Annotated in this window: 21 protein-coding genes; 7 read left to right on the forward strand and 14 right to left on the reverse strand. The window is 72.9% G+C overall.

Features of this window, described 5'->3' with window-relative positions; all coding sequences use genetic code 11:
- Window positions 1-150: 150 nt before the first annotated feature.
- The 4 genes from ACIRQF_RS02210 to ACIRQF_RS02225 all read left to right on the forward strand — a co-directional run bounded on the left by ACIRQF_RS02210 (window position 151) and on the right by ACIRQF_RS02225 (window position 4,509).
- Window positions 151-1,065, forward strand: a complete 915-nt coding sequence (locus ACIRQF_RS02210) for a diiron oxygenase (RefSeq protein ID WP_382479460.1) — start codon at window positions 151-153, stop codon at window positions 1,063-1,065.
- Window positions 1,066-1,127: 62 nt separating this feature from the next.
- A complete protein-coding gene (locus tag ACIRQF_RS02215; protein ID WP_404088093.1) occupies window positions 1,128-2,768 on the forward strand; it encodes an FAD-dependent oxidoreductase in 1,641 nt (546 codons plus the stop codon).
- A gap of 245 nt (window positions 2,769-3,013) precedes the next feature.
- Window positions 3,014-3,943, forward strand: coding sequence for a universal stress protein (locus ACIRQF_RS02220; protein WP_404088095.1), 930 nt, complete (start codon window positions 3,014-3,016; stop codon window positions 3,941-3,943).
- 170 nt (window positions 3,944-4,113) lie between these two features.
- Window positions 4,114-4,509: an STAS domain-containing protein gene (locus tag ACIRQF_RS02225; RefSeq protein WP_376627902.1), complete on the forward strand. Its 396-nt coding sequence runs from the start codon at window positions 4,114-4,116 to the stop codon at window positions 4,507-4,509.
- A gap of 30 nt (window positions 4,510-4,539) precedes the next feature.
- On the opposite strand, the gene ACIRQF_RS02230 is transcribed toward ACIRQF_RS02225, so the two are convergent.
- The 4 genes from ACIRQF_RS02230 to ACIRQF_RS02245 form a co-directional block, all read right to left on the reverse strand.
- Window positions 4,540-5,265 carry a GNAT family N-acetyltransferase gene (locus tag ACIRQF_RS02230; RefSeq protein WP_376627904.1) on the reverse strand — a complete coding sequence of 242 codons (726 nt, stop codon included), beginning with the start codon at window positions 5,263-5,265 and terminating at the stop codon, window positions 4,540-4,542.
- A gap of 264 nt (window positions 5,266-5,529) precedes the next feature.
- Entirely contained in the window at window positions 5,530-6,228 is a 699-nt protein-coding gene (locus ACIRQF_RS02235; protein ID WP_382479469.1) for an RNase H family protein, read from the reverse strand.
- Between the two features lie 230 nt (window positions 6,229-6,458).
- Window positions 6,459-7,130, reverse strand: coding sequence for a class F sortase (locus ACIRQF_RS02240; RefSeq protein WP_382479471.1), 672 nt, complete (start codon window positions 7,128-7,130; stop codon window positions 6,459-6,461).
- Between the two features lie 81 nt (window positions 7,131-7,211).
- The gene (locus ACIRQF_RS02245) at window positions 7,212-7,739 is read right to left on the reverse strand and encodes a sortase (RefSeq protein ID WP_404088098.1); all 528 of its coding nucleotides are present in this window, start codon (window positions 7,737-7,739) and stop codon (window positions 7,212-7,214) included.
- Between the two features lie 369 nt (window positions 7,740-8,108).
- Between ACIRQF_RS02245 and ACIRQF_RS02250 the strand changes: the two genes are divergently transcribed.
- Together ACIRQF_RS02250 and ACIRQF_RS02255 are read left to right on the forward strand one after the other, a co-directional pair.
- On the forward strand, window positions 8,109-9,170 hold the full coding sequence (locus ACIRQF_RS02250; protein WP_404088099.1) for a nitrous oxide reductase family maturation protein NosD: 1,062 nt from the start codon (window positions 8,109-8,111) through the stop codon (window positions 9,168-9,170).
- Window positions 9,171-9,248: 78 nt separating this feature from the next.
- Window positions 9,249-10,277: a methyltransferase gene (locus tag ACIRQF_RS02255; RefSeq protein ID WP_376627913.1), complete on the forward strand. Its 1,029-nt coding sequence runs from the start codon at window positions 9,249-9,251 to the stop codon at window positions 10,275-10,277.
- Between the two features lie 305 nt (window positions 10,278-10,582).
- Here ACIRQF_RS02255 and ACIRQF_RS02260 read toward each other — a convergent pair whose 3' ends face one another.
- From ACIRQF_RS02260 to ACIRQF_RS02290, 7 genes are all read right to left on the reverse strand, one after another.
- Entirely contained in the window at window positions 10,583-10,915 is a 333-nt protein-coding gene (locus tag ACIRQF_RS02260; protein ID WP_404088101.1) for a TcmI family type II polyketide cyclase, read from the reverse strand.
- A gap of 22 nt (window positions 10,916-10,937) precedes the next feature.
- The gene (locus ACIRQF_RS02265) at window positions 10,938-11,417 is read right to left on the reverse strand and encodes an SRPBCC family protein (protein ID WP_376627917.1); all 480 of its coding nucleotides are present in this window, start codon (window positions 11,415-11,417) and stop codon (window positions 10,938-10,940) included.
- Between the two features lies 1 nt (window position 11,418).
- Window positions 11,419-11,679: an acyl carrier protein gene (locus ACIRQF_RS02270; RefSeq protein WP_376627919.1), complete on the reverse strand. Its 261-nt coding sequence runs from the start codon at window positions 11,677-11,679 to the stop codon at window positions 11,419-11,421.
- Window positions 11,680-11,704: 25 nt separating this feature from the next.
- Window positions 11,705-12,952 (reverse strand): ketosynthase chain-length factor, encoded by a 1,248-nt coding sequence (locus tag ACIRQF_RS02275; RefSeq protein WP_382479479.1) that lies wholly within the window; start codon window positions 12,950-12,952, stop codon window positions 11,705-11,707.
- Window positions 12,949-14,217, reverse strand: a complete 1,269-nt coding sequence (locus ACIRQF_RS02280) for a beta-ketoacyl-[acyl-carrier-protein] synthase family protein (RefSeq protein ID WP_404088104.1) — start codon at window positions 14,215-14,217, stop codon at window positions 12,949-12,951. The genes ACIRQF_RS02275 and ACIRQF_RS02280 overlap by 4 nt, the downstream gene beginning before the upstream one ends.
- A complete protein-coding gene (locus tag ACIRQF_RS02285; RefSeq protein WP_376627924.1) occupies window positions 14,214-14,684 on the reverse strand; it encodes a cupin domain-containing protein in 471 nt (156 codons plus the stop codon). The genes ACIRQF_RS02280 and ACIRQF_RS02285 overlap by 4 nt, the downstream gene beginning before the upstream one ends.
- A gap of 65 nt (window positions 14,685-14,749) precedes the next feature.
- Complete coding sequence (locus ACIRQF_RS02290; protein WP_376627926.1) at window positions 14,750-15,874, reverse strand: SchA/CurD-like domain-containing protein; 1,125 nt, start codon at window positions 15,872-15,874, stop codon at window positions 14,750-14,752.
- 230 nt (window positions 15,875-16,104) lie between these two features.
- On the opposite strand from ACIRQF_RS02290, the gene ACIRQF_RS02295 reads away from it, so the two are divergent.
- Window positions 16,105-17,799 carry an FAD-dependent oxidoreductase gene (locus ACIRQF_RS02295; protein WP_404088106.1) on the forward strand — a complete coding sequence of 565 codons (1,695 nt, stop codon included), beginning with the start codon at window positions 16,105-16,107 and terminating at the stop codon, window positions 17,797-17,799.
- Between the two features lie 85 nt (window positions 17,800-17,884).
- Here the strand turns inward: ACIRQF_RS02295 and ACIRQF_RS02300 are convergent, their stop codons facing one another.
- The 3 genes from ACIRQF_RS02300 to ACIRQF_RS02310 all read right to left on the reverse strand — a co-directional run bounded on the left by ACIRQF_RS02300 (window position 17,885) and on the right by ACIRQF_RS02310 (window position 21,014).
- Complete coding sequence (locus tag ACIRQF_RS02300; protein WP_376627930.1) at window positions 17,885-19,204, reverse strand: radical SAM protein; 1,320 nt, start codon at window positions 19,202-19,204, stop codon at window positions 17,885-17,887.
- Window positions 19,205-19,333: 129 nt separating this feature from the next.
- Window positions 19,334-20,041, reverse strand: a complete 708-nt coding sequence (locus ACIRQF_RS02305) for a DUF2993 domain-containing protein (RefSeq protein WP_404088108.1) — start codon at window positions 20,039-20,041, stop codon at window positions 19,334-19,336.
- A gap of 58 nt (window positions 20,042-20,099) precedes the next feature.
- Entirely contained in the window at window positions 20,100-21,014 is a 915-nt protein-coding gene (locus ACIRQF_RS02310; RefSeq protein ID WP_404088110.1) for an AAA family ATPase, read from the reverse strand.

The following is a 21,014-nucleotide window of genomic DNA, read 5'->3' on the forward strand; positions in this document are numbered from 1 at the left end:
CTCCCGGTCGCGGTGCTCCGGCAAGGAATTCCGTACCGACGGGTAGGCGCGCGGGCCGTCTTGCTATACCTTCCGTCCAACAGCTTGCTAGACACCGCGTCTAACAAGCGCCCGTTCCCCGCCCTCGAAGGTCCTCGAAGGAGCCGCACCATGGCAAGCAGCACCGTCCGGCCGGCGGACCAGGCCCGGCAGCCCGAGCGCGACGCGGCCCGCCGGCTGCTCGAGTCGTCCGCCAAGCTCTCCTACGACCCCGCCACCGAGGTGGACTGGGACACCCCGCTCGACGAGGACTTCCACGGGATGAGCCCCGAGTGGAGCACCCTCTACGGCACCCGCTACTGGCAGGAGCTGACGGAGGCCCAGCGCAAGGAGCTGACGCGGCAGGAGTCCGCTTCGGTGGCCAGCACGGGCATCTGGTTCGAGATGATCCTGCAGCAGATGGTGCTGCGAGACATGTACGCCAAGGACCCCACCGACCCGCGCTTCCAGTGGGCCCTGACGGAGATCGCCGACGAGTGCCGGCACTCGATCATGTTCGGCCGCGGCGCGGCCAAGCTCGGTGCCCCCGCCTACCGCCCGGGGCGCTTCGTCATCGAACTCGGCCGGGTCTTCAAGACGGTCGCCGTCGGCGAGGCCGCGTACGCCTCGATCCTCGTGGCCGAGGAGGTGCTCGACGTGATGCAGCGCGACTGGATGCGCGACGAGCGGGTGGTGCCCTTCGTCCGGACGATCAACAACATCCATGTCGTCGAGGAGTCGCGGCACATGAAGTTCGCCCGCGAGGAGACCCGCGCCCGGTTGCGCAAGGCCGGTCCGCTGCGCCGCCAGGTGCAGGCGCTCGTCGTCTCGATCGCCTCGTACTTCATCGTGACCAGCATGGTGAACCGCGAGGTGTACGCGAACGCCGGACTCGACACCGAGCGGGCGCTGGCCGAGGCGCGGGCCAACGAGCACCACAAGTCCCTGATGCGGTCGAGCTGTTCGGGCCTGATGGAGTTCCTGGCCTCGGCCGGGCTGCTGACGCGCCCGGCCGTCGCCGTCTACCGGCGCGCCCATCTCATCTGACGCCGGTCCCGCCCCAGCGCCCCCTTCCGCCCCTCACCGGAGCCCCGCGAGCTGACGACGCCATGACCTACGCCATCACCCAGACCTGCTGCAACGACGCCACCTGCGTGGCCGTCTGCCCGGTCAACTGCATCCACCCGACGCCCGACGAGCCGGACTTCGGCCGCACCGAGATGCTCTACATCGACCCGAAGTCCTGCATCGACTGCGGCGCCTGCGCCGACGCCTGCCCGGTCGACGCGATCTTCCCGGCGGACTCCCTCGCCGTCGGGCAGGAGCCGTACGCCGCACTCAACGCGGCCTACTACGAGCAGCGCGGACCCCGGCCCGCGCCGGAGGACGGGCCGACCTTCCACGCGTGGGGCGCACCGTCCTTCGCCCGCTCCCTCCCCTCGGACTTCGGGCCGATCCGGGTCGCGGTGGTCGGCACGGGCCCGGCGGGCATGTACGCCGCCGAGGACCTGCTGCTGCACACCACCGCCGAGGTGACGCTGGTCGACCGGCTGCCGGTGGCGGGCGGGCTCGTCCGGTACGGCGTGGCGCCCGACCACCCCGCGACCAAGCGGATCGGCGACGCCTTCGCCCGTTTCCACACCCACCCCCGGGTACGGATGTACCTCGGCGTCGACGTCGGAACGGACGTCACGGCGGAGGAACTGGCCGCGCACCACGACGCCGTCGTGTACGCGGTGGGCGCGGCGACCGACCGGCGTCTGGGCATCCCGGGCGAGGACCGGACGGCCAGCGTCTCGGCGACGGCCTTCGTCGCCTGGTACAACGCGCACCCCGAGGTCGCGCCGGACGCGATCGACCTGTCGGGCGCCGAGCGGGTCGTGGTCGTCGGCACCGGCAACGTGGCGCTGGACGTCGCCCGCATCCTGGTGTCGGACCCCGGGACGCTGGCGGCGACCGACATCGCGGACCACGCGCTCGCCGCGCTGCGGGCCTCCGCCGTGCGCGAGGTGGTGCTGCTGGCACGGCGCGGGCCGGAGGACGTCTCCTGCACGGCGCCCGAGCTCCTCGCGCTGGGACGGCTTCCGGGGGTGCGCGTGGTCGTCGACGACCACGATCCGCGCGCATGGGCGGCCGTGGAGGCCGCCGCGCCGCACGAGAAGGCGGCCCTGCTCGGCGGGGCGGTGCGTGAGCGCGTGGACTGGTCGGAGCGGCCGGGCGCCGAGCGGCGCATCGTCTTCCGCTTCCACTCCGCTCCCGAGGAGATCCTCGACGGGGCGGTGCGCGTGACGGGCGAGGGCGAGCCGGCCGAGATCCCGGCCGGCCTGGTCCTGCGGGCGGTCGGCTACCGCGGACTCCCCGTCGCGGGGCTGCCGTTCGACGAGGCGACGGGCACGGTCCCGCACGAGAACGGGCGGGTCGAAGGCCGCCCTGGCACGTACGTCGTCGGCTGGATCAAGCGCGGCCCCTCCGGCGGCATCGGCGCCAACCGCACCTGCGCCGCCGAGACCGTGGGCACTCTGCTGGCCGACGCCGTCGACGGCGTCCTCCCGGTGCCGGCCGGCAGCGCGCGGGCCTTCGACCGCCTCGCCCGCGGCCGGGCCGGCACCGTGGTGGACGCCCGCGGCCTCGCCGCGATCGAGCGCGCCGAACGCGCCCGGGGCGAGGAGTCGGGCCGCCCCCGGGTGAAGCTGGGCACCCTGCCGGAGCTGGTGGCCGCAGCACGAGGCCGCCGCCGTCTGCTCCGCTGAACCGAACCGGCGGCCGCGGCAGGGCGGTCCGGGCGGGGGCCCCGGGGCGGGGCCGCCGGCCGCGGGAGGGCGGCCCCGGCTTGGGCGGGGAGCCCCCCGGAAAGTCCACGAAGCGCCCGGACGGGAGCACCGGGGGCGCGGGGGTCGGCCCCGCGCCCGCCGCCGCAGGGCCTCGCCCGCGACGATCGAGGACGCCCCGGCGTGGCACCGGGATGCGGGCGAACGATCCCGATTGAGTGCCAGGCATGAGTGACACTTCTGCTGTTGTGGTCGGGTTCGACGGTTCCGAGCACAGCGTGCGGGCCCTGGACTGGGCTCTGCGGGTCGCGCGGAGCCTGGAGGCGCCGCTCACCGTCGCCCACGTCCGGTCCGACGCCCTGCAGCTCGGCAGCGCGCGGATCGCCTCGCTCGGGGGGACGCCCGAGATCCCGGACACCGTCGTGGACGCGCTCGCCGCGCAGGTGGGGCCGCGCGCCGAGGGGCTCGACGTGCGCTACGCATCGCTGGACGGCTCCGTGGTCGACGCCCTCACCGGGGCCGCGCGGGGCGCCCGGCTGCTCGTGGTCGGCTCACGGGGACGGGGCGGCTTCGCGAGCCTGCTCCTGGGGTCCACCAGCCGCGCCCTGGCCTCCTCGGCGCCCTGCCCGGTGGTCGTCGTCCCGCACGAGGCACGGGCCGCCTCGCTGGAGAGCGGCGCGGCGGCGGGCCGGGTGCTGCTCGGTCTGCACATCGACGAGACGGCCGACGAGGTCGTCGAGTTCGCCTTCGAGGCGGCCCGGAGGCGGGGGGTCGCGCTGGAGGTGGTGACCGCCTATCCGGTGCCGCCCTCCCCCGCCCTGCTGATCGGTGCGCCCGCCCCCGCGCTCCAGGTGCCGCCGCCCCTGCCGGACGAGACGCCGGAGCTGGTCGACACGACGATCCGCCGCCAGGAGGAGCGGTTGCGCCCCTTCGCCGAGCGCCACCCGGAGGTCGAGGTCGTCCAGGCCGTCACCCCCGCCGACGCGGCGGGCCGTCTGGTGGAGGACTCCGGTGACGCGGGGCTGGTGGTCGTGGGCCGCCATCGCAGGCACCGGGTCGAGACGCTCCTGGTCGGCTCGGTCGCCCACGCCGTACTGCACCACGCGGCGTGCCCGGTGGCCGTCGTACCGCCGGCCCAGCGACCGGGGAAGCCCTGACCGACGTCCGTCCGCCTCCGCACGGGCACATCAGGGGTACGCCGTGGCCGGGGCGGACGGAAATGCGCCTTATTCACCTCTTCGGGTGATGGCGGATGTGGAGAAACGTGTCTGCCTCGGTAAAGGGCGCCAACCTCGACACACGGGGACCGATCCAGTGGAGCGTGTCCATGCATCTGATCCGACGCGGCGATCCGCATCTCGCCGTCCGGTCGAGCGACGGCATCACCACGGTCGAGCTGTACGGAGAGCTCGACCTGGTGACGGTGCAGCGCGTCCGGCCCGAACTCGACGTGCTGGCCCGCGAGGCGGCCGCGCTCACCGTCGACCTGCGCCACGTCACGTTCTGCGACGCCTCGGGGCTCGGGCTGCTGGTGCGCTGCGCGCAGCGCGTGCGGGACCGGGGGGCGGAGTGGGGCCTGGTGTGCGACCAGCCGATGATCCTGCGGCTGGTACGGCTCACCGCGCTCGAGGACGTACTGCGGCCCTCTCCGCCCGCCCCGCCGCACGGGGGCGGCGGCCCGCCGGCACCGCGCACGGCCCGGCCGGGGCGGCTGCCGGTGTGACCGGACAGCCGCCGGGGCCGTTCCCCGGGCTCAGGCGGGCAGCAGCTCGCCCGCCCCGCCGTGCTCGAGGGTCCCTCCGGGGAAGGCACCCGGGTGCACGGACGGCGGGCGCATGCCCGGCAGCCTGAGCTCGATGATGCCGCGGACCGCGGACCACTCCTCGTCGAGGACCGAGTAGAACGCGGTGTCGCGGACGATGCCGTCGAGGCCCCGCGAGTGGGCCCTGCGGACCCCTTCGCAGGTGGCGCCGAGACGCTCGATCGCGACCCGGGAGCGGGTGTTGCGCGCGTCGGCGCGCATCGTGATCCGTCGGACGCCCCAGCTCTCGAACGCGTGCCGCAGCATGAGGTACTTGGCCTCGGTGTTGACGCCGGTCCCGCGCGCCTCGCCGGAGATCCAGGTGTTCCCGATCTCCGCGGCGTCCGGCACCGAGGTCAGCGGATCGCCGTAGGGCACGCCGGTGACCGGCGGCCAGACGACGGGCCCGCGCCAGTAGTCGAGTTCCAGGAAGCGGGTGGACCCGAGCACCCGGCCGGTATGGGGATCGACCAGGGCGAAGGGGAGCACCCTGCCCTGCGCCTGTTCGGCAAGGGCACGGGCGATGTAGTCGCAGGAGGCGTCAAAGCCGTGGGGCACGGAGGTGTAGGCATACGCCGCACGATCCATAGCACCCGCCCAGGCAATGCCCTCGGCGTGGCGCATGGCCAGCGGCTCCAGGCGCACGGTGCGCCCGGTAAGGACTACAGGTACTGGCACGGGACCTCGGGTCTTTCACGGGCAGGGGTCATCGCACGCCGGATCGCGGCGAGGATGAAAGGGAGGGGTTCCCGGCCCGGTGCCGACCGCTTCGCCCAAGGGGAAAAGGGCAAGTGAAACGGTTCGCCATCGGTGGCGGGAGGAACAGTATGCAGCCCCGAGGGCTCCGAGAACAGAACCCCACACGAACCCGTGCACACAGCCAGGTGAATGTCCGGTTTACCCCGATCCCCCGTTCAGCGCAGCGACCCCCTGCGCGAACCCTCAGGAAACGGCATCCGCGCAGGTCGGATGGCCCCAGCCGTCGGAGTTCTTCATGATCGTCTCGCCCTTCCCGTACGTCTGTCCACAGCGGCACCGTCCGGGGAACCGGGCCTTCAGCGAGGGCGCGGAGGAGCCGCCGGCGGAGCGCCGCGGGCGGGCGGCCCCGGCGGTCTTCGCGGAACGCTTGGCCGCGGGGCGCGCGGAGGCCGGCTCGGGCGGGGGCAGCGGGGAGCCGGCGGCGGACCCGGCGGGCTCCTGGCTGCGGGCGGAGTGGCTGGCGGCACGGTCGGCCGCATCGTTCAGCGGGTCGCCGTCGACCTGGTGGGCGGGCGTGTAGACGAACTCCACGCGCCGGTCGGAGAGGAGCTCGTCGATGGCCACGACGAGTTCCTTATTGGCGACCGGGGTGCCGGCCGAGGTCTTCCAGCCCTTGCGGCGCCAGCCCGGGAGCCAGGTGGTGACGGCCTTCATCGCGTACTGCGAGTCCATCCGCACCTCGGCGGGCACGGCGGGGTCGAGGCGCTCCAAGAGCCTCAGGAGCGCGGTCAGTTCAGCCACGTTGTTGGTCGCCGTGCCGAGCGGCCCGGCCTCCCAGTGGGCGACCTCACCGCTCTCGGTCCCGATGACCCAGGCCCAGGCGGCGGGCCCGGGGTTGCCCTTCGAGGCGCCGTCGCACGCCGCGATGATCTTCTCTGTCATCCCCCGATCCTGACATGCCCGCGCACCCGCCGACGACCACGGGCGGAGGACGGACCGCCCGCCGGACGCGTCGGCCGGACGTGCCCGGCTGACGCCCGGGGCCGGGCGCCCGCCGGGCACGTCCCGCCCCGGGCGGGGCTACGGGCGGGTGGCGCGGCGGCGGGCGGGTGGCGGGGCGGGTGGCGGGGCGGGTGGCGGCGCAACGGGCGGGGGGCGCGGCGGTCGGCCGACTACTCCGCCGCGGTGAGGGTCGCGTACACGACGACGTTGGCGTCGTACCCGGAGCCGCTGCGCCAGGACCCGCCGCAGGTGATCAGCCGCAGCACGGGGCGGTCGGACGCGCCGTACACCTTGTCGTCGGGGAACGCGTCCTTCGCGTGGACCTCCACCGCGTCGACCGTGAACACCGCCGTACGTCCGTCCTCGCGGTCGACGGCGATCTCGGCGCCCCGGGTGAGCGTCCCGAGCCGGTAGAAGACGGCGGGTCCGGAGGGGCTGTCCACATGGCCGGTCACGACCGCCGCACCCCGCGCTCCGGGAGCGGTGCCGTCGGCGTACCAGCCGGCGAGGGCCGGGGCCGAGACGGGGGGCGGCCGGAGCCTGCCCCGGGGGTCGAGCCCGAGCCGTGCCAGTTCGGCGGCGACCCCGATGTCCGGGATCCTGATGCTCACCGGGACCGACGGCGGCAGGGGCCGGGCCGCGGGGCGGGGCACCCGGGCCTCCGGGACGGGGCGCGTGACGGGTGGTCGCGCGTGCGCGGCCGTGGACGGCGTGACCGGGGTGTCGCCCAGCGCCCGGACGAGGAGGATCAGGCCGACGAGGGCCGTCCAGCCGATCGCGCCGAACGAGGGGATCCGCCGCGGCGTCGTGTCACGGACCCGCCGCGCGGTGCCTTGCGTCATGTCGAGGATGCTTTCGCTCGAACCGGCGCCTTCCCCGGGCCCGCCCTCCGTGCGGAGGCGGGCCCGGGGAGGGCGGCACGGTCAGGCCGAGGGCCTGGTGTTCGTGGCGTGCCGGCGCATGCGGACCGCTCCGCCCGCGACGGCACCGCCGAGCAGCAGCGCGCCGAGGACGAGCTGACCGTTCGAGGAGTCCGTCTCCTCGGCCGCCGCGGCCCAGCCGTATCCGGCGTCGACGGCACCGTTCGGCCTGCCGGAGACCTGGTAGGTCACCGTCTGCTTGATGCGCGGCGGGCACTTGAGGGTCACCGTGTCCGTGCCCGACGCGGCGCCCTCGGGCACCTGGAACGTGCCCACCAGAACGCCCGGCCGGTCGCCCTGGAAGAGGTGGAACTGGCCGGCCGTCTCCGACTCCCCCTTGCCGTAGGTCTCCTTGCCGCACGCGGTCGTGACGACGGTGACGGTGGTGCCGGGCGACGCCTTGGCCGGGTAGATCCGGACGTCACTCGCGGAACCCCCGACCCCGGGCTCCGCGGCGAGGGCCGCGGAGCCGGACAGGGCGAGGGTTCCCACGATCAGGGCGGCCTGCAGAGCGGTACGTGCGGGACTCATGCGTCTCTCCTTCGGCGGAGCCCGCCGGCTCGTCTGCCGACGCTGTGCTGTGCTCCATGCACGAGGCAAAGGCCGGCCGGTGATCATCGCAAGGCGAGAACCGCCCCCGGTTGTCCGCCGGACGGGTGCCGCTCGCCCCCGTTCGCCCTGTCACCGCAGGTCACAGCCATGAACACGGATCGTCACATATGACGCCGCCTCAGGTGCGAACGGGCGAGGCGCACTTCGCCGTACGCCCGAAGGAGCGGCGGCTTCCGGCGTCCGGGTCACCGGGTCCGGGCGGGCCGGGCGCCGAACGCCCCGATCGGCCCCGGCCCACCCGGGCGATCACCGGTGGCGGGGCGGAACCCGCGCTCATAGCTTCGCGATATGACCAGACGACAGATCGCCCTCCTGGCGTGCAGCACGGCTCTCGCCGCCACAGGGCTGGGTGCCGCCGCACCGTCACTCGAGAGCCGTTCGATCCACCGGGTGATGCCCGGTGGGTCGATCCAGAAGGCCGTGGACGCCGCCAAGCCCGGCGACACGATCGTCCTGTCCCCCGGCACCTACCGCGAGAGCGTCCGGATCACCACCTCGCGGCTGACGCTGCGTGGCGCGGGCGGCCTGCCGACCGTCCTGGAGCCCGGCGCCGGGACCGACACCTGCGCGAAGGCGGGCAACGGCATCTGCGTGACGGGCACCGACGGACATCCCGTCGAGGGCGTCACCGTGCGCTCGCTGACCCTCAGGGGCTTCGCCAGGAACGGGCTGTGGGCCTCGTGGACCGACCGGCTGAAGGTCCAGCAGGTGACCGCCGAGAAGAACGGCACCTGGGGCATCGCCCAGGAGAGGTCCGTACGCAGCACGCTGCGCCGCAACATCGCCCGCGAGAACGGCGACGCCGGCCTGTTCCTGGGCAACACCCTCGACCAGGAGCAGGGCGCCACGGACACGATGGGCACCCGCGTCAGCGAGAACCGGGTGTCCGGCAACCGGATCGGCATCACGGTCCGGCGCCTGCGCAACCTGGCCGTCGAGCGCAACGAGGCGAGCGGCAACTGTGCCGCCGTGTTCGTCGTGGGCGACGAGTCCTCGCCCCGGGCGGGCGCGATGAGCGTGCGCCGCAACAACATCCACGACAACAACAAGCTGTGCCCGAAGACCCCCCGGCTGCCGGCCCTGCAGGGCTCGGGCATCGTCCTGACCGGCGCCGAGGAGACCGTCGTCGCCCACAACAGGGTCGTGGACAACGTGGGCACCTCACCGCTGTCCGGCGGGATCGTGCTCTTCAAGAGCTTCGTGGGCGTGGTCAGCGAGCGGAACGAGATCCGCGACAACGTGGTGCTGCGCAACGGCAGCGCCGACCTGGCGAATCGGGACACCGCCGGGACGGGCAACACCTTCCGCCGCAACACGTGCGGCGTCTCCGAGCCCGCCGGCCTGTGCTGACCGTGCCACCGCCCTTCCCGCCCCTCACCCCCACGCCCGCCGGCATCGCACGGCACGACAGCAAAGGCAAAGCGAGACATGACGACTCTTGATCCGGCTCCCCCGCCGCCCATGCGGCTGAGGGAGCTCGTCTTCGGGGCGGCCGCGGCCGCCGCCGTGCGCGCGGCCGCACGTCTCGGAGTGGCCGACGCCCTGGGCGACACGCCCCTGCGGGTGGAGGACCTCGCGGCCGCGGTGACGACCGAGCCGGCCACCCTGCGGCGGCTGCTGCGCGCGCTGTCCAGCCAGGGGGTCTTCGCGGAGCTGCCGGACGGCACCTTCGCCCACACCGAGATGTCCCGCCTGCTGCGCGAGGACGATCCGCACAGCCTCCGCTACATCGCCCTGTGGTGCACGGAGCCCTGGACGTGGGACGTGTGGCCCCGGCTCGACGAGGCGGTGCGCTCCGGCCGGAACGTCTTCGAGGACGTGTACGGAAGGGAGTTCTTCGCCTATCTCAACGAGGACGCGCCCGAGTCGGCGCATGTGTTCAACCGCGCCATGACCACGTCGAGCGAGCAGTCGGCACGCGACGTCGCGGCACTGCTCGACCTGGGCGACGCGACGTCGGTCGTGGACATCGGCGGCGGCCAGGGGCACGTCCTGGCGAGTCTGCTGGAGAAGCACCCCGAGATGCACGGCACGCTGCTCGACCTCCCGGCGGTGGTGGGCAACGCCGACGCGCGGCTGCGGAAGGGCGGCTCCCTGGCCTCCCGGGTCCGGATCGTGCCCGGCGACTGCCGCGAGGACATCCCCGTCCGGGCGGACGTGTACATCATCAAGAACATCCTGGAGTGGGACGACGAGAGCACCCGCAGGACGCTGCTCAACATCCGCAAGGCGGCGGACCCCGGCGCCCGCGTCGTCGTCATCGAGAACCTGGTGGACGACACCCCGTCGATGCGGTTCACGACGGCGATGGACCTCCTGCTGCTCCTCAACGTCGGAGGGGCCAAGCACACCCGGGCGAGCATGGTGGAACGGCTGACCGGCGCCGGACTCGTCCTCGGCGAGGTCCGTCCCGTCAACGCCTACCTCCACGCCTTCGAGTGCACCGTGCCCGCCTGACGGACGGTCCCCTCCCCCGTGCGCACCGGCCCCCGGCCGGTGCGCACTCTCGTGCCACGGGCCGGCCGGGGGGCCGGTCAGGACCGGAGACGGACGTGAGGCCCGGACCCCCGCGCGAAGGAACCGGGACCCGCACGAGAAGGGTCCCGGACACGGGCGAGAAGGAACCGGAACCCGCACGAGAAGGGAGGGACCCCGACCCGCACGAGGTCCCGGACAGGGGCGAGAAGGATCCCGGACGCTTTCGAGGCCGCCGGCTCCGTGGGACGGAGCCGGCGGCCTCGGGGTCGCTGCCGGGTGGGGCCTCAGGAGCCGGCGGCCCGCTCCCAGCGGTAGAAGCAGTGCGCCATGGCGTCCTTCGGGCTGCGCCAGGTCTCCGGGTCGTACGGGCTGACGAACGCCGAGAGCTGCTCGCTGATGGTGCGGAACTCGCGGTGCCCGGCGGTCCTGGCGATGGCCGGCGCCGGATCCTGCTCGGACTCGATGAGGTGCAGGTACACGTCGCCGAACTGGAACAGGCTGCGTCGGTTGACCCCGACCAGGTGCGGCAGCTCACCGCGGTCGGACTCGGCGAACACGTCCGCGATCGAGGGCGCCGAGCCCGGCGCCATGCGGGCGACGATCAGTGCGTGGTGCATGGACGTCCTTCCTGGGTGCCCGTCAGGCGGGCGCGACCGGAGCGTGGCCGCGCTCGCGCGCGGCCAGCACGATGCGGTCCCTGATGCGGGCCATCTGGATGCGGGAGTTGCGGTTGATGTTGTCCGTCATCCACGCGTCGTCGACCGGGGCGTCGGGCTTCATCGCGAAGTCCTGGATCCAGCGCATCTGGACGCCGCCGGGCATCTCGGCGTACTCCCACCGGATGTTCATGTGCGCGAACGGTCCGGTCTCGACGCGGTGAGCCCGCACGATCCGCTTCTCACGGTCCGTGGTGCGCTCCGACACCCAGCTCCAGACCTTCCCGTTGTCGTCCGGGTGCATGGTCAGCCGGAAGGTGGTCGTGTCGCCGTCCCGCGAGAGCACCTCGACGGAGGCGTACTCGCTGAAGAGGTCCGGCCACTGCTCGATGTCGTTCGTGATGTCCCAGACGAGGTCGAGGGGAGCGTCGATGGTGATGCTGTTGTCGGTGCGTCCGGTCACGTCAGCGCCCCGCCTTCAGCACGTCGTTGACCAGCACGACGAACTCCGCCGGCGTCTTGCAGCGCTCGGCGTCGTTCGGGAGCGACACGCTGTAGCGGTTCTCCAGCTCGCCCACGATGCCCAGCAGGCCGAGCGAGTCGACGCCGAGGCTGCCGAAGAGGCTCTCAGGGGACTGGGCGAGCTGCTGCGGGTCGACGGTCACGCCGGCCGACTGCTTCATCAGCGCGGCCAGTTCGTCGAAGGTCAGTTCCTTGGTGATCACTGTGTCTCTCCTTCTCCGCCCGGTCCTACCGGGCGGCTTCGCCGCGGCGCACGACCAGCGCCGCGTTGGATCCCATGAGTCCCCGGCTGAGCACGAGGGCCGTGCGCAGCTCGGCGGGGCGGGCTCGGGTCATCACCAGGTCGAGGTCGTGGCAGATGTCGAGCACATTGGGGGTGGGGGGTACCAGGCCGTGCTCCATCGCGAGCACGGCCGCCGCCGTGTCCAGCACGGACGCCCCGCAGTAGGCGCGCCCGATGCCGGTCTTGGGTGCCGTCACCGGTACCCGGCGGGCGTGCGCGCCCAGGGTGTCGGCGATGGCCAGGGCCTCGGCCCGGTCGGCCTCCGGAACGCCCAGGGCGTCGGCGAACACGACGTCGACCTCCTCGGGCGGGCAGTCGGCCTCGTCGAGAGCGACCCGGATCGCCTGGGCGAGCCCTTCGCGGGACTCCGCCCAGCGCGAGGCGCCGGTGAAGGTGGCGCCGTGGCCGGCCACGAAGGCGCGGACGGTCGCTCCCCGGTCGAGGGCACGCCGCTCGTCCTCGACGACGAACATGGCGCCGCCCTCGGCGGGGACGAACCCGCAGGCGCTCTTCGTGAACGGGCGGTAGGCGCGGGCCGGGTCCTCGACGGTGCTGAGTTCGGGGTATCCGAGCTGGCACGCCATCGAGTACGGGGCGAGCGGTGCCTCCGCGGCCCCGACGACCACGGCGCCGGTCCCCCGCCGGACGGCGCGGGCCGCGTGGGCGAGGGAGTCCAGGCCGCCGGCCTCGTCGCTGGCGACGACGCCGCACGGTCCCTTGAGGCCGTGCCGGATGGAGATCTGACCGGTGCTCGCGGCGTAGAACCAGGCGATGGACTGGTACGGGCCGACGAACTTGGACCCCTGGCCCCAGAGTTTCTGCAGCTCGCGCTGGCCGAACTCGCCGCCGCCCGATCCGGCGGCGGTGACCACTCCGATGGAGTAGGGCTCCTTCGAGGCGTGCTCGCCGCCGAGGCCGGCGTCGTTCAGGGCCAGTGCCGCCGCCGCCATCGCGTAGTGGGTGAAGCGGTCGGTCTGGACGAGGAAGCGCTCGTCGATCAGTGCGGAGGCGTCGAAGCCCTCCACCTGCCCCGCGACCTTCAGGGGGAGGTGCTCGCACCCCTCCCGGGTGATCCGGTCCAGGGCGCCGAGGCCCTCACGGACCGACTTCCAGTACGCGTCGGCGCGCAGTCCGTTGGGGGCGATCACGCCGATCCCGGTGACGGCCGTGCGCCGTGGCCGTTGACTGCTCATCGTGTCCTCCCACCCGGCCCGGTCAGGAGCACGGCGGACTGGAAACCGCCGAATCCGCTGCCTACGGAGAGCACGTTCCTCAGCTTCCGGGGGCGGGCGGTGCGCGGCACGTAGTCCAGGTCGCACTCGGGGTCGGGGGTCTCGTAGTTGGCCGTCGGGGGCACCACCTGGTGCTTCAGGGCGAGCACGCAGGCGGCGACCTCTATCGCGCCGATCGCCCCGAGCGAGTGCCCCACCATGGACTTGATGGAGCTCATGGGCGTCTCGTACGCGTGGGAGCCCAGGGACAGCTTCACGGCGGCCGTCTCGTGCCGGTCGTTCTGCCGGGTGCCGGAGCCGTGCGCGTTGACGTAGTCGATCGCCGTGGGGTCGATCCTGGCCTGGGCGAGCGCGGTGTCGATCGCCCGGGACATCTCCAGCCCCTCGCTGGTCAGACCGGTCATGTGATACGCGTTGCCGTACGTGGCGTAGCCGCTGATCTCGCAGTAGACGTGCGCTCCGCGAGCCCGGGCGTGTTCGTACTCCTCCAGGACGAGGACCGCCGCGCCCTCTCCCATGACGAAGCCGTTGCGGCGGTTGTCGAAGGGCTTGGAGGCGTGCTCGGGGTCGTCGTTGTCGGGGGAGGTCGCCTTGATGGCGTCGAAGCAGGCCATCGTGATCGGGGAGATCGGCGAGTCCGACGCCCCCGCGATGCACACGTCCGCCCGGCCCTCCTCGATGGTGTGGAAGGCGTAGCCGACGGCGTCGAGACCGGAGGTGCAGCCGGTGGAGACGGTCTGCACCGGGCCGCGGGCGCCGAAGCGCTCCGCCACGACCGAGGCGAGCGTGCTCGGCGAGAACGCCAGGTGCAGTTTCGGCCCGGCGGCCCGGTGGTCCACGTCCCACCGCTGTCCGCTTCCGCTGACCAGGACGTAGTCGTGTTCCAGGCGGGTCGTGCCGCCGACGGCACTTCCCAGGGAGACGGCGACGCGCCAGGGGTCCTCGGCCTCGGTGTCGAGGCCTGAGTCGCGTACGGCCTCGGCGGCGGCGGCGACGGCGAACTGGACGTACCGGTCGGTGTTCTCGGTCAGTTCCGGGTCCAGGCCGTGGGCGAGCGGATCGAAGTCGCACTCGGCGGCTATGCGGGAGCGCAGGCCGGCCGGGTCGAACAGGGTGATGCCCCGGGTCGCCGTCCGGCCTTCGGAGAGCAGGTCCCAGAAGGCCGCCGCGCCGTCCCCGCCCGGGGCTATCACCCCGATGCCGGTGACCGCCACGCGCCGGGTCACTCGAGCGCCCCCGTCCGCGCGGCCGCGTGTCCGTGGTCGCCCTCGCACGCGTGCGAGCCGGCCACGGCCGGCTCCGCGTCCTCGGTGGCCTCGGTGTCGACGTGCCCCAGGCTGGGGCGCGGCGCGAGCGGCCCGAGGTGGAAGACCATGCGGGCCTCCACGTTGCCGACGTTGCGGAAGCGGTGCCGCACACCGATCGGGATCAGCAGCCCCTGGTCGGGCAGCAGGGTGTGCGTGTCGCCGTCCAGGTCCACCTCGAAGTGCCCCTGGACCACGTACACGAACTCCTCGGAGTACGGGTGGTAGTGCTCGCCGATCCGCTCGCCCGGCTGCACGATGGCCAGGCCCATGAAGCCGCTGGTGGATCCCACCGTGGCCGGCGTGAGCATGGCCCGGATGTCACCTCCGCGTCTGCGGTTGGGCTCCGTGTCGCTGAGGTTCACGATGTGCGGGAGCTGCTTGAGCATGGTTGATACCTCCGAGTGTGCGGTGACGGGTCGGGACGGCCGGGCGGAGGGCCGCGGTCGCCCGCTCAGGAGTCGCCCGAGGTGCGGTCGGTGACGGGCAGCATGTCGGCGTGCGACAGCAGCCGGTTGATGTTGCGCTCGGTGTCCAGCGCACCCTCGACGCCGATGGCGGGTCCGTCGAGCAGACGCTCGAGTTCCGAGGCCTTCCCGGCGCCCTTGACGCCGAGGGAGGCGACGGGGTCCGCGTCGAGGTCGGCCGTGATGTCGATGAGCCGCACCACGATGTCGTCGCGCGAGAAGAGGGTGCTGCCGTACACGGGGCTCTTCGGGTCCTCCGCGGCCGCCTCGTCCTGTTCGGCGAGCAGACGGGCCAGCTCCATGCCCAGGCCCGGCTTGGCCGGGTAGTACAGGGCGTGCCGGCGCAGGCCGGCGGGCTTCGGGCCGCCGGAGACCACGTGGTGCACGGCCGGGAGCGCCGCCCGGGTGAAGAAGACGCGGGCCGACTCGGGGTCGCTGAGGTCCCGGTCCTGCTCCAGGTAGGGGTTGATGGCCTCCTCGACCGCCTGGACCTCGGGCTGCCGGGCGACGTGGCGCAGCGCGACCAGCAGGTCGCCCTCCACCTCCACGGCCCGGACGACCCGGTTGCCGTGCATGAACAGCGAGGTGCGGCGCAGCCGGGTGTTCTCGTCGACCTGTGCCTCGGGCGACTCGTAGCCGGCGAGGAGCTCGGCGACCTTCGACTCGGAGCCGGGCTTGACGGTGAAGGTGAGGGCGTGGCGGGTCACTCCGTCGCCCACGCGGGCCGCCGTCCGCGACGCCGCGGGGGCCTCCGGGGTGGCCGGCCGCTGGGCTCCGGTCTCGCGGAGGATGCTGTAGCGCATCGACCGGGTGTCCCGGACGCAGCTGTGCATCGGCTTGACCGTCTCGACGTGCTCCTCGCTGCTGACCCAGGCCAGGAACGGCGGAGCGCTCTCCCACTCGCTGGTGATGAGCCACTGGGAGGGGTTCTCGATGGACTGGCACAGCTGGTCGCTGATGTGTCCGGGGACACCGGCGACCTGCCGGCGCATCACCTCGTACGCCTCGAGAAACTGCTGCTGGGCACCTTCGTACAGGTCGAGCAGCAGGATCACCCGCAGCCGGGATCCGTCGAACGCCGATTGCGATGTGCGTGCGGTGGTGGGGGTCATACGACGCGCCTCTTCTCTTCCTCGAGAGCGGGGAGGGGCGGCCTGGCTCGTGCGGCCGGGGTCGCCGTCATGTTCCGATGGTTGAGCGGTCCGGCGATCCCAGCGAGTCCCACGGCGCGGATGAGTGAAGAACGCGTCATTCGGGTGCCCCTCGCGGACGACGCGGCCCCGGGAGGGCATGCATCTGCAACCCATCCCCGACGCGCGTCGCAGGTGACGCGGGAGGACCAATGAACCGAAGTGCACCGGCCGGCGATGAGATCGGGCACCGTACGCCCGTGCTCATCGTCGGCGGCTCCCTCGTGGGTCTGTCCACCTCGCTCTTCCTGGGGCGCCTCGGCGTGCCGCACACCCTGGTCGAGCGCCACTCGGGCACGTCGATCCACCCGCGGGGGCGGGGGAACAACGTGCGCACCATGGAGCTCTTCCGGGGCGCCGGGGTGCAGCAGCGGATCAAGGAGGCCGCGTCCGTCCTGGGCGCCAACAACGGCATCCTGCAGACGCCGACCCTCGTGGGCGATGCGGGCGAATGGCTGTTCAAGAAGATCGACTCCGACGGCAGTCTCGGCCGGTTCAGCCCCGCCGAGTGGTGTCTGTGCAGTCAGAACGACCTGGAGCCGGTCCTGCTGGCAAGCGCCAGGGAGCTGGGCGCGGATCTGCGCTACTCGACCGAGCTGATGTCGTTCGAGCAGGACGCCGACGGAGTGACGGCGCAGGTCAAGAGCCGTGAGACGGGCGAGCACACCACCATTCGGGCGGACTTCCTCGTCGCGGCGGACGGCCCGCGCAGCCCCGTGCGCGAGCGGCTCGGCATCGGCCAGACGGGCCCGGGCGACCTGTTCCACAACGTGAGCATCACGTTCGTCTCGCGCGGCCTCGCGTCCTATGTGGGCGACCGCCGGTTCATCATCTGCTACCTGACGAACCCGGAGGCCGACGGGGCGCTGCTGCCCGTGGACAACGGCGAGCGCTGGGTGTTCCACGCCCCGTGGCATCCCGAGCGCGGCGAGACGCTGGAGGAGTTCACCGACGAGCGGTGCAGGGAGCACATCCGACGGGCCGTGGGCGTGCCGGACCTCGACGTGGAGATCACCGGCCGGGCCCCGTGGCACGCCGCCGAGCGGATCGCCGAACGCTATTCCTCCGACCGGGTGTTCCTCGCGGGCGACGCGGCCCACGAGATGCCGCCCACGGGGGCCTTCGGTTCCAACACCGGCATCCAGGACGCGCACAACCTGGCCTGGAAGCTGTCCGCGGTGCTCGGTGGCTGGGCCGGTCGCGACCTGCTCACCTCGTACGACACGGAGCGCCGGCCGGTCGCCGAGGCGACGAGCGCCCGCGCGTCGTCGCGTTCGGTCGAGCACAGCCACCCCGGATACGCCCCCGGCCCGGGAGCGGGCGGACCCGGCGGAAGGACCGGCGGGATCCTCAACGTGGCCCTGGGCTACCGCTATCCGCACGGGGCGGTCCAGGGTGCGGACGTCACGGTGCCGGTCGTCCCCGACGGCCTGCGGCTCTCGGGCGAGCCGGGCAGCCGTGCTCCCCACCTGTGGCTGGACCGCGCGGGCGCCCGGATCTCGACGCTCGACCTGTACGAGCGGTCCCTCGTCCTGCTGAGTTCCGCGGACGCGGCCGGCGGATGGCACGCCGCGGCGGCGCGGGTGGCCGAGCGCCTCGCGGTGCCGATCGACTCGTACCGGATCGGCACGGGCGCCAACGCGGAGCTCGCCCCCGTCGACGGCGTGGACTGGGCCGCCGCGTACGGCGTCACCGCGAACGGCGCGGTGCTCGTCCGCCCGGACGGGTTCGTGGCCTGGCGGTCCGACGGCGCGTCGGAGGAACCCGAAGCGGCCCTGAGGGCGGCTCTCACGGCGGTCCTGGCGCTGGACTCCCGGTCGGGTCAGGGCGCCGCAGGCAGGCGCTGACTCCCGGCGGGCCCACCGGCCCCGGAACGACGACGCTCCTCCGCCGCACGGATGCGGCGGAGGAGCGTCGTCGCCGTGCCGGCGGTCAGTCCGTGGCGGCCGGGAGGCTGTCCATGAAGGAGCTCACCGAGAAGACCGCGTTGCCGGGGCCGGCCGGGCCGTAGCCGGGGGGCGAGCTGAGGCCGTGGGACTCCATCGTCGCCCGGTAGGCCTCGAGGAGCCGGATGTGGTACTCCAGCGGCGCGCCCGAGGGGTTGGCCTTGCCGAGCGGAGTGGTGGGCTCGGGGCACCAGGTCGTGAACCGGGGCGTGATGCCGCGGGACATGAAGTACTCCAGGCCCTCCGTGGTGGAGGCGATGGCCTCGTCGACGGTGGTGAAGCCGAAGGGCTCGGCCATCTCCACGCCCGCCACGAAGTTGGGGATGACGTTGCGCGGGCCGAAGACCTCGGCGGAGTCGAGGATCCGGCGGTGCCACTCGTCGCGGCCGACGTAGCGCTCCTTGCCCGGGCAGTACAGCTCGAACAGGCGCTTGTCCCACACCTCGTAGTTGGGGTGGTAGATCTGGATGCCGTAGTCCTTGAAGCGCTGGACGTCGGCCTTGGGCAGTGCCTGGGCGACGACCTTGCCGATCCAGCGCCCGGGGAAGCGCTCCTCGATGGCCTGGGCGTACTGGCCGTAGAAGTCCGCCTCGTCCTTGCCGCCGACCCGGGAGGTGACGGCCCCGCCGGTGAGGGTGTAGGCGGTGGAGGCGCCCGTGGTGTCGTACTTGTCGATGATCGCCAGGGCCTCGAGGACCTCCTCGACGTCCTTCACACCCGTGTACGGGCGTCCGGCTGCCTTGTGCTGGCGCCAGTTGTGGTTGATGTCGCAGTACTGGCACTCCTCCTTGGCGCCGAAGTACTGGCAGACCCGGAAGACCGTCAGGTAGATCAGGTAGCCCCACTGGATGGTGGGGGCGACCTCCATCACCGACTTCCCGTTGGCGAGGGTGTGGCGGTAGTACTCGGGCATCGGCGGGAGGCCGACGTCGGCGATGCGGTTTCCGTCGAGATAGAGGCCGAGCATGCCGTCCTCGCCCGCGGCGACCCGGTACGGCGAGGCGGGGTTCACCCGGACGGAGACGACGGTGCGGCGGAGCTCGTACGGGCCGCCGGTGAGGACGATCTCCTCCGGCGGGCGGCGCAGCGCGGCCTGGCCGAGCTCGGGCAGCGTGCGGTGGTCGAAGGAGAAGATGAAGTACGACTTGGGCTTGACCTCGCCCGAGGCCTCGTCGCCGGAGTCGGTGAGGGCCGAGTCGTCGAACGCGATGCCGCCGCGCAGCAGGTCCTCCTTGATCACCGCCTCCTTGGGGACGTGCGGGAAGCGGTGCATGAGGTCTTCGACCTCGTCGGTGCGGCGGATCATGCGCGAATACATCTCCTCGGTCGTGCGGTCGCGGCTGGGTGGGCCGGTGTCCACCCTAGGACGGCGACGGCGGGCCCGGCATCCGCCCCCGGTCCCGGTCGGTCTCCGTCGCTGGGCGGAAGGCCCGGGTCAGCGGCCCAGGACGACCTGGTGTCCGGTCACGTCCAGCTCCAGCCCGTCCGGCTGGGAACGGGCCGCCGTGAAGTCGATGTTCCGGGGCAGGGGCACCCGCCAGGTGTACGTGGTGCCGCCGAGCTCGGGGACCCGCAGCTGGAACTCGTCGGCCGCGACGGCCACGCTCGCCGCCGTGTCCAGCGGCCTGCCGTCCCAGGTCCCGGTGATGCGCAGCGCCGCCTCCTGACCACCCGCGGTGCCGCCGGGGGCCGGCGCGACCGTGAGGGCGCCGCCCTTGCCGAGCAGCCGCGAGACGACGCCGGACAGGTCCTCGTAGCCGATCGTGACGCGGCCGGTGACCAGGTTGGCACCGGCGCTGCGGGCGCTGAGCGAGGAGGCGGTCAGGTCCTGCAGGTCGAGATCGAGCCTCCGGACGTTGAGGTGGTCGCCCTGCGCGTTGACCGTGGTGTTGACGGAGAAGTTCCCGGCACTCAGGGTCACGTGGTCGAGGCTGAGGTCCGCGGCCTGGGTGAGGAAGGGGAAGCCGTGGATCGACACCTCGGTGAAGCCGTTGGTCGACCCCGCCCCGTAGCCGTACCTCTCCTCGGCGAGCGCGACCGCCTCCTTCTCCGCGTAGTGCACCGCGATCCGGTCCACCGCGACGAACAGACCCGCGAGTATGACGACCACGATCACCAGCACCTTGACCCAGCGCCGCTTCATTGCGTACTCCCCCCGTGTGTGCCGTGCCCGCTCCGTGCGGGCACCGGCCCACCCGATCCTAGAAGTTGCCGTAATTGACCTGCCACGTGGGCAGGCCCATGCGGCGCCAGACGGCGACGACCCGGTCCCGGTCGTCGAGGGACACCCGGACGGCGTAGCGGTGCCGGACGTGGGAGTCGAAGAGCTCCGCCTTGACGAGGTCGTCGGAGCGGCCGTCGTCGGAGGGCCGCATCCAGAGCTCGTCGTACGGCACCTCGTAGCGCTTCAGCCAGGCCTCGGTGAGCTCCCGGTGGTCCTCGCTGCGGCCGGAGAGCAGCACGATCCGGTCCTGGTGCGCGGCGCGGAAGGCCCGCAGGGCCTCGCGGACCGGGACGTTGAGCAGATCGACGTCGCAGCGGGTGAAGTCGTACGGCCCGCGGTCGCCGCGCAGCGCGAGGGTGCCGTCGATGTCGCAGAGGACGGCGGAGGGCAGCGCGGGGTCGGCGACGTACGGGGTGGCGGCGGGGCGGTCGTTGAGCCAGGCTTCGGTGAGCCGCCAGCCGCCACGGGTGGCCTTGGCGTGCTTGTCGGCGAGGATGCGGATGATCTCCTCGCCGACCGGCCGCTCGCGGGCGGCGTCCCGGCGGACGCACTCGTCGACGGGCACGTCGGTGAAGTCGTGCACCACGAAGGTGGCCTCACGGCCGGCGACGGCGGCCTTGAGGCGCTTCGGGATGTGCGGGGTGAGGTGCGTGTTGTCGACGACGACGTCGAAGCCGTCGTCGACGGCCGCGCGCACCGCCGCGTCCTGGATGCCGAGGACGGTCTGCTCGTGGGCGTGCGAGCGGCGGTCGCCGACCGGCAGGTCGAGCATGGTGCGCAGGTCGTCGAGATTCACACGGCGCATCCGGCCCTCGGACCGCTCCTGCAGGGCGCGGGCGGCGGTCGTCTTGCCGGAGGCCGGCAGTCCGGTCATGACGTGGACCACGGGCAC

It is taken from the genome of Streptomyces sp. NPDC101191 (assembly GCF_044767915.1).
Taxonomy (GTDB): domain Bacteria; phylum Actinomycetota; class Actinomycetes; order Streptomycetales; family Streptomycetaceae; genus Streptomyces.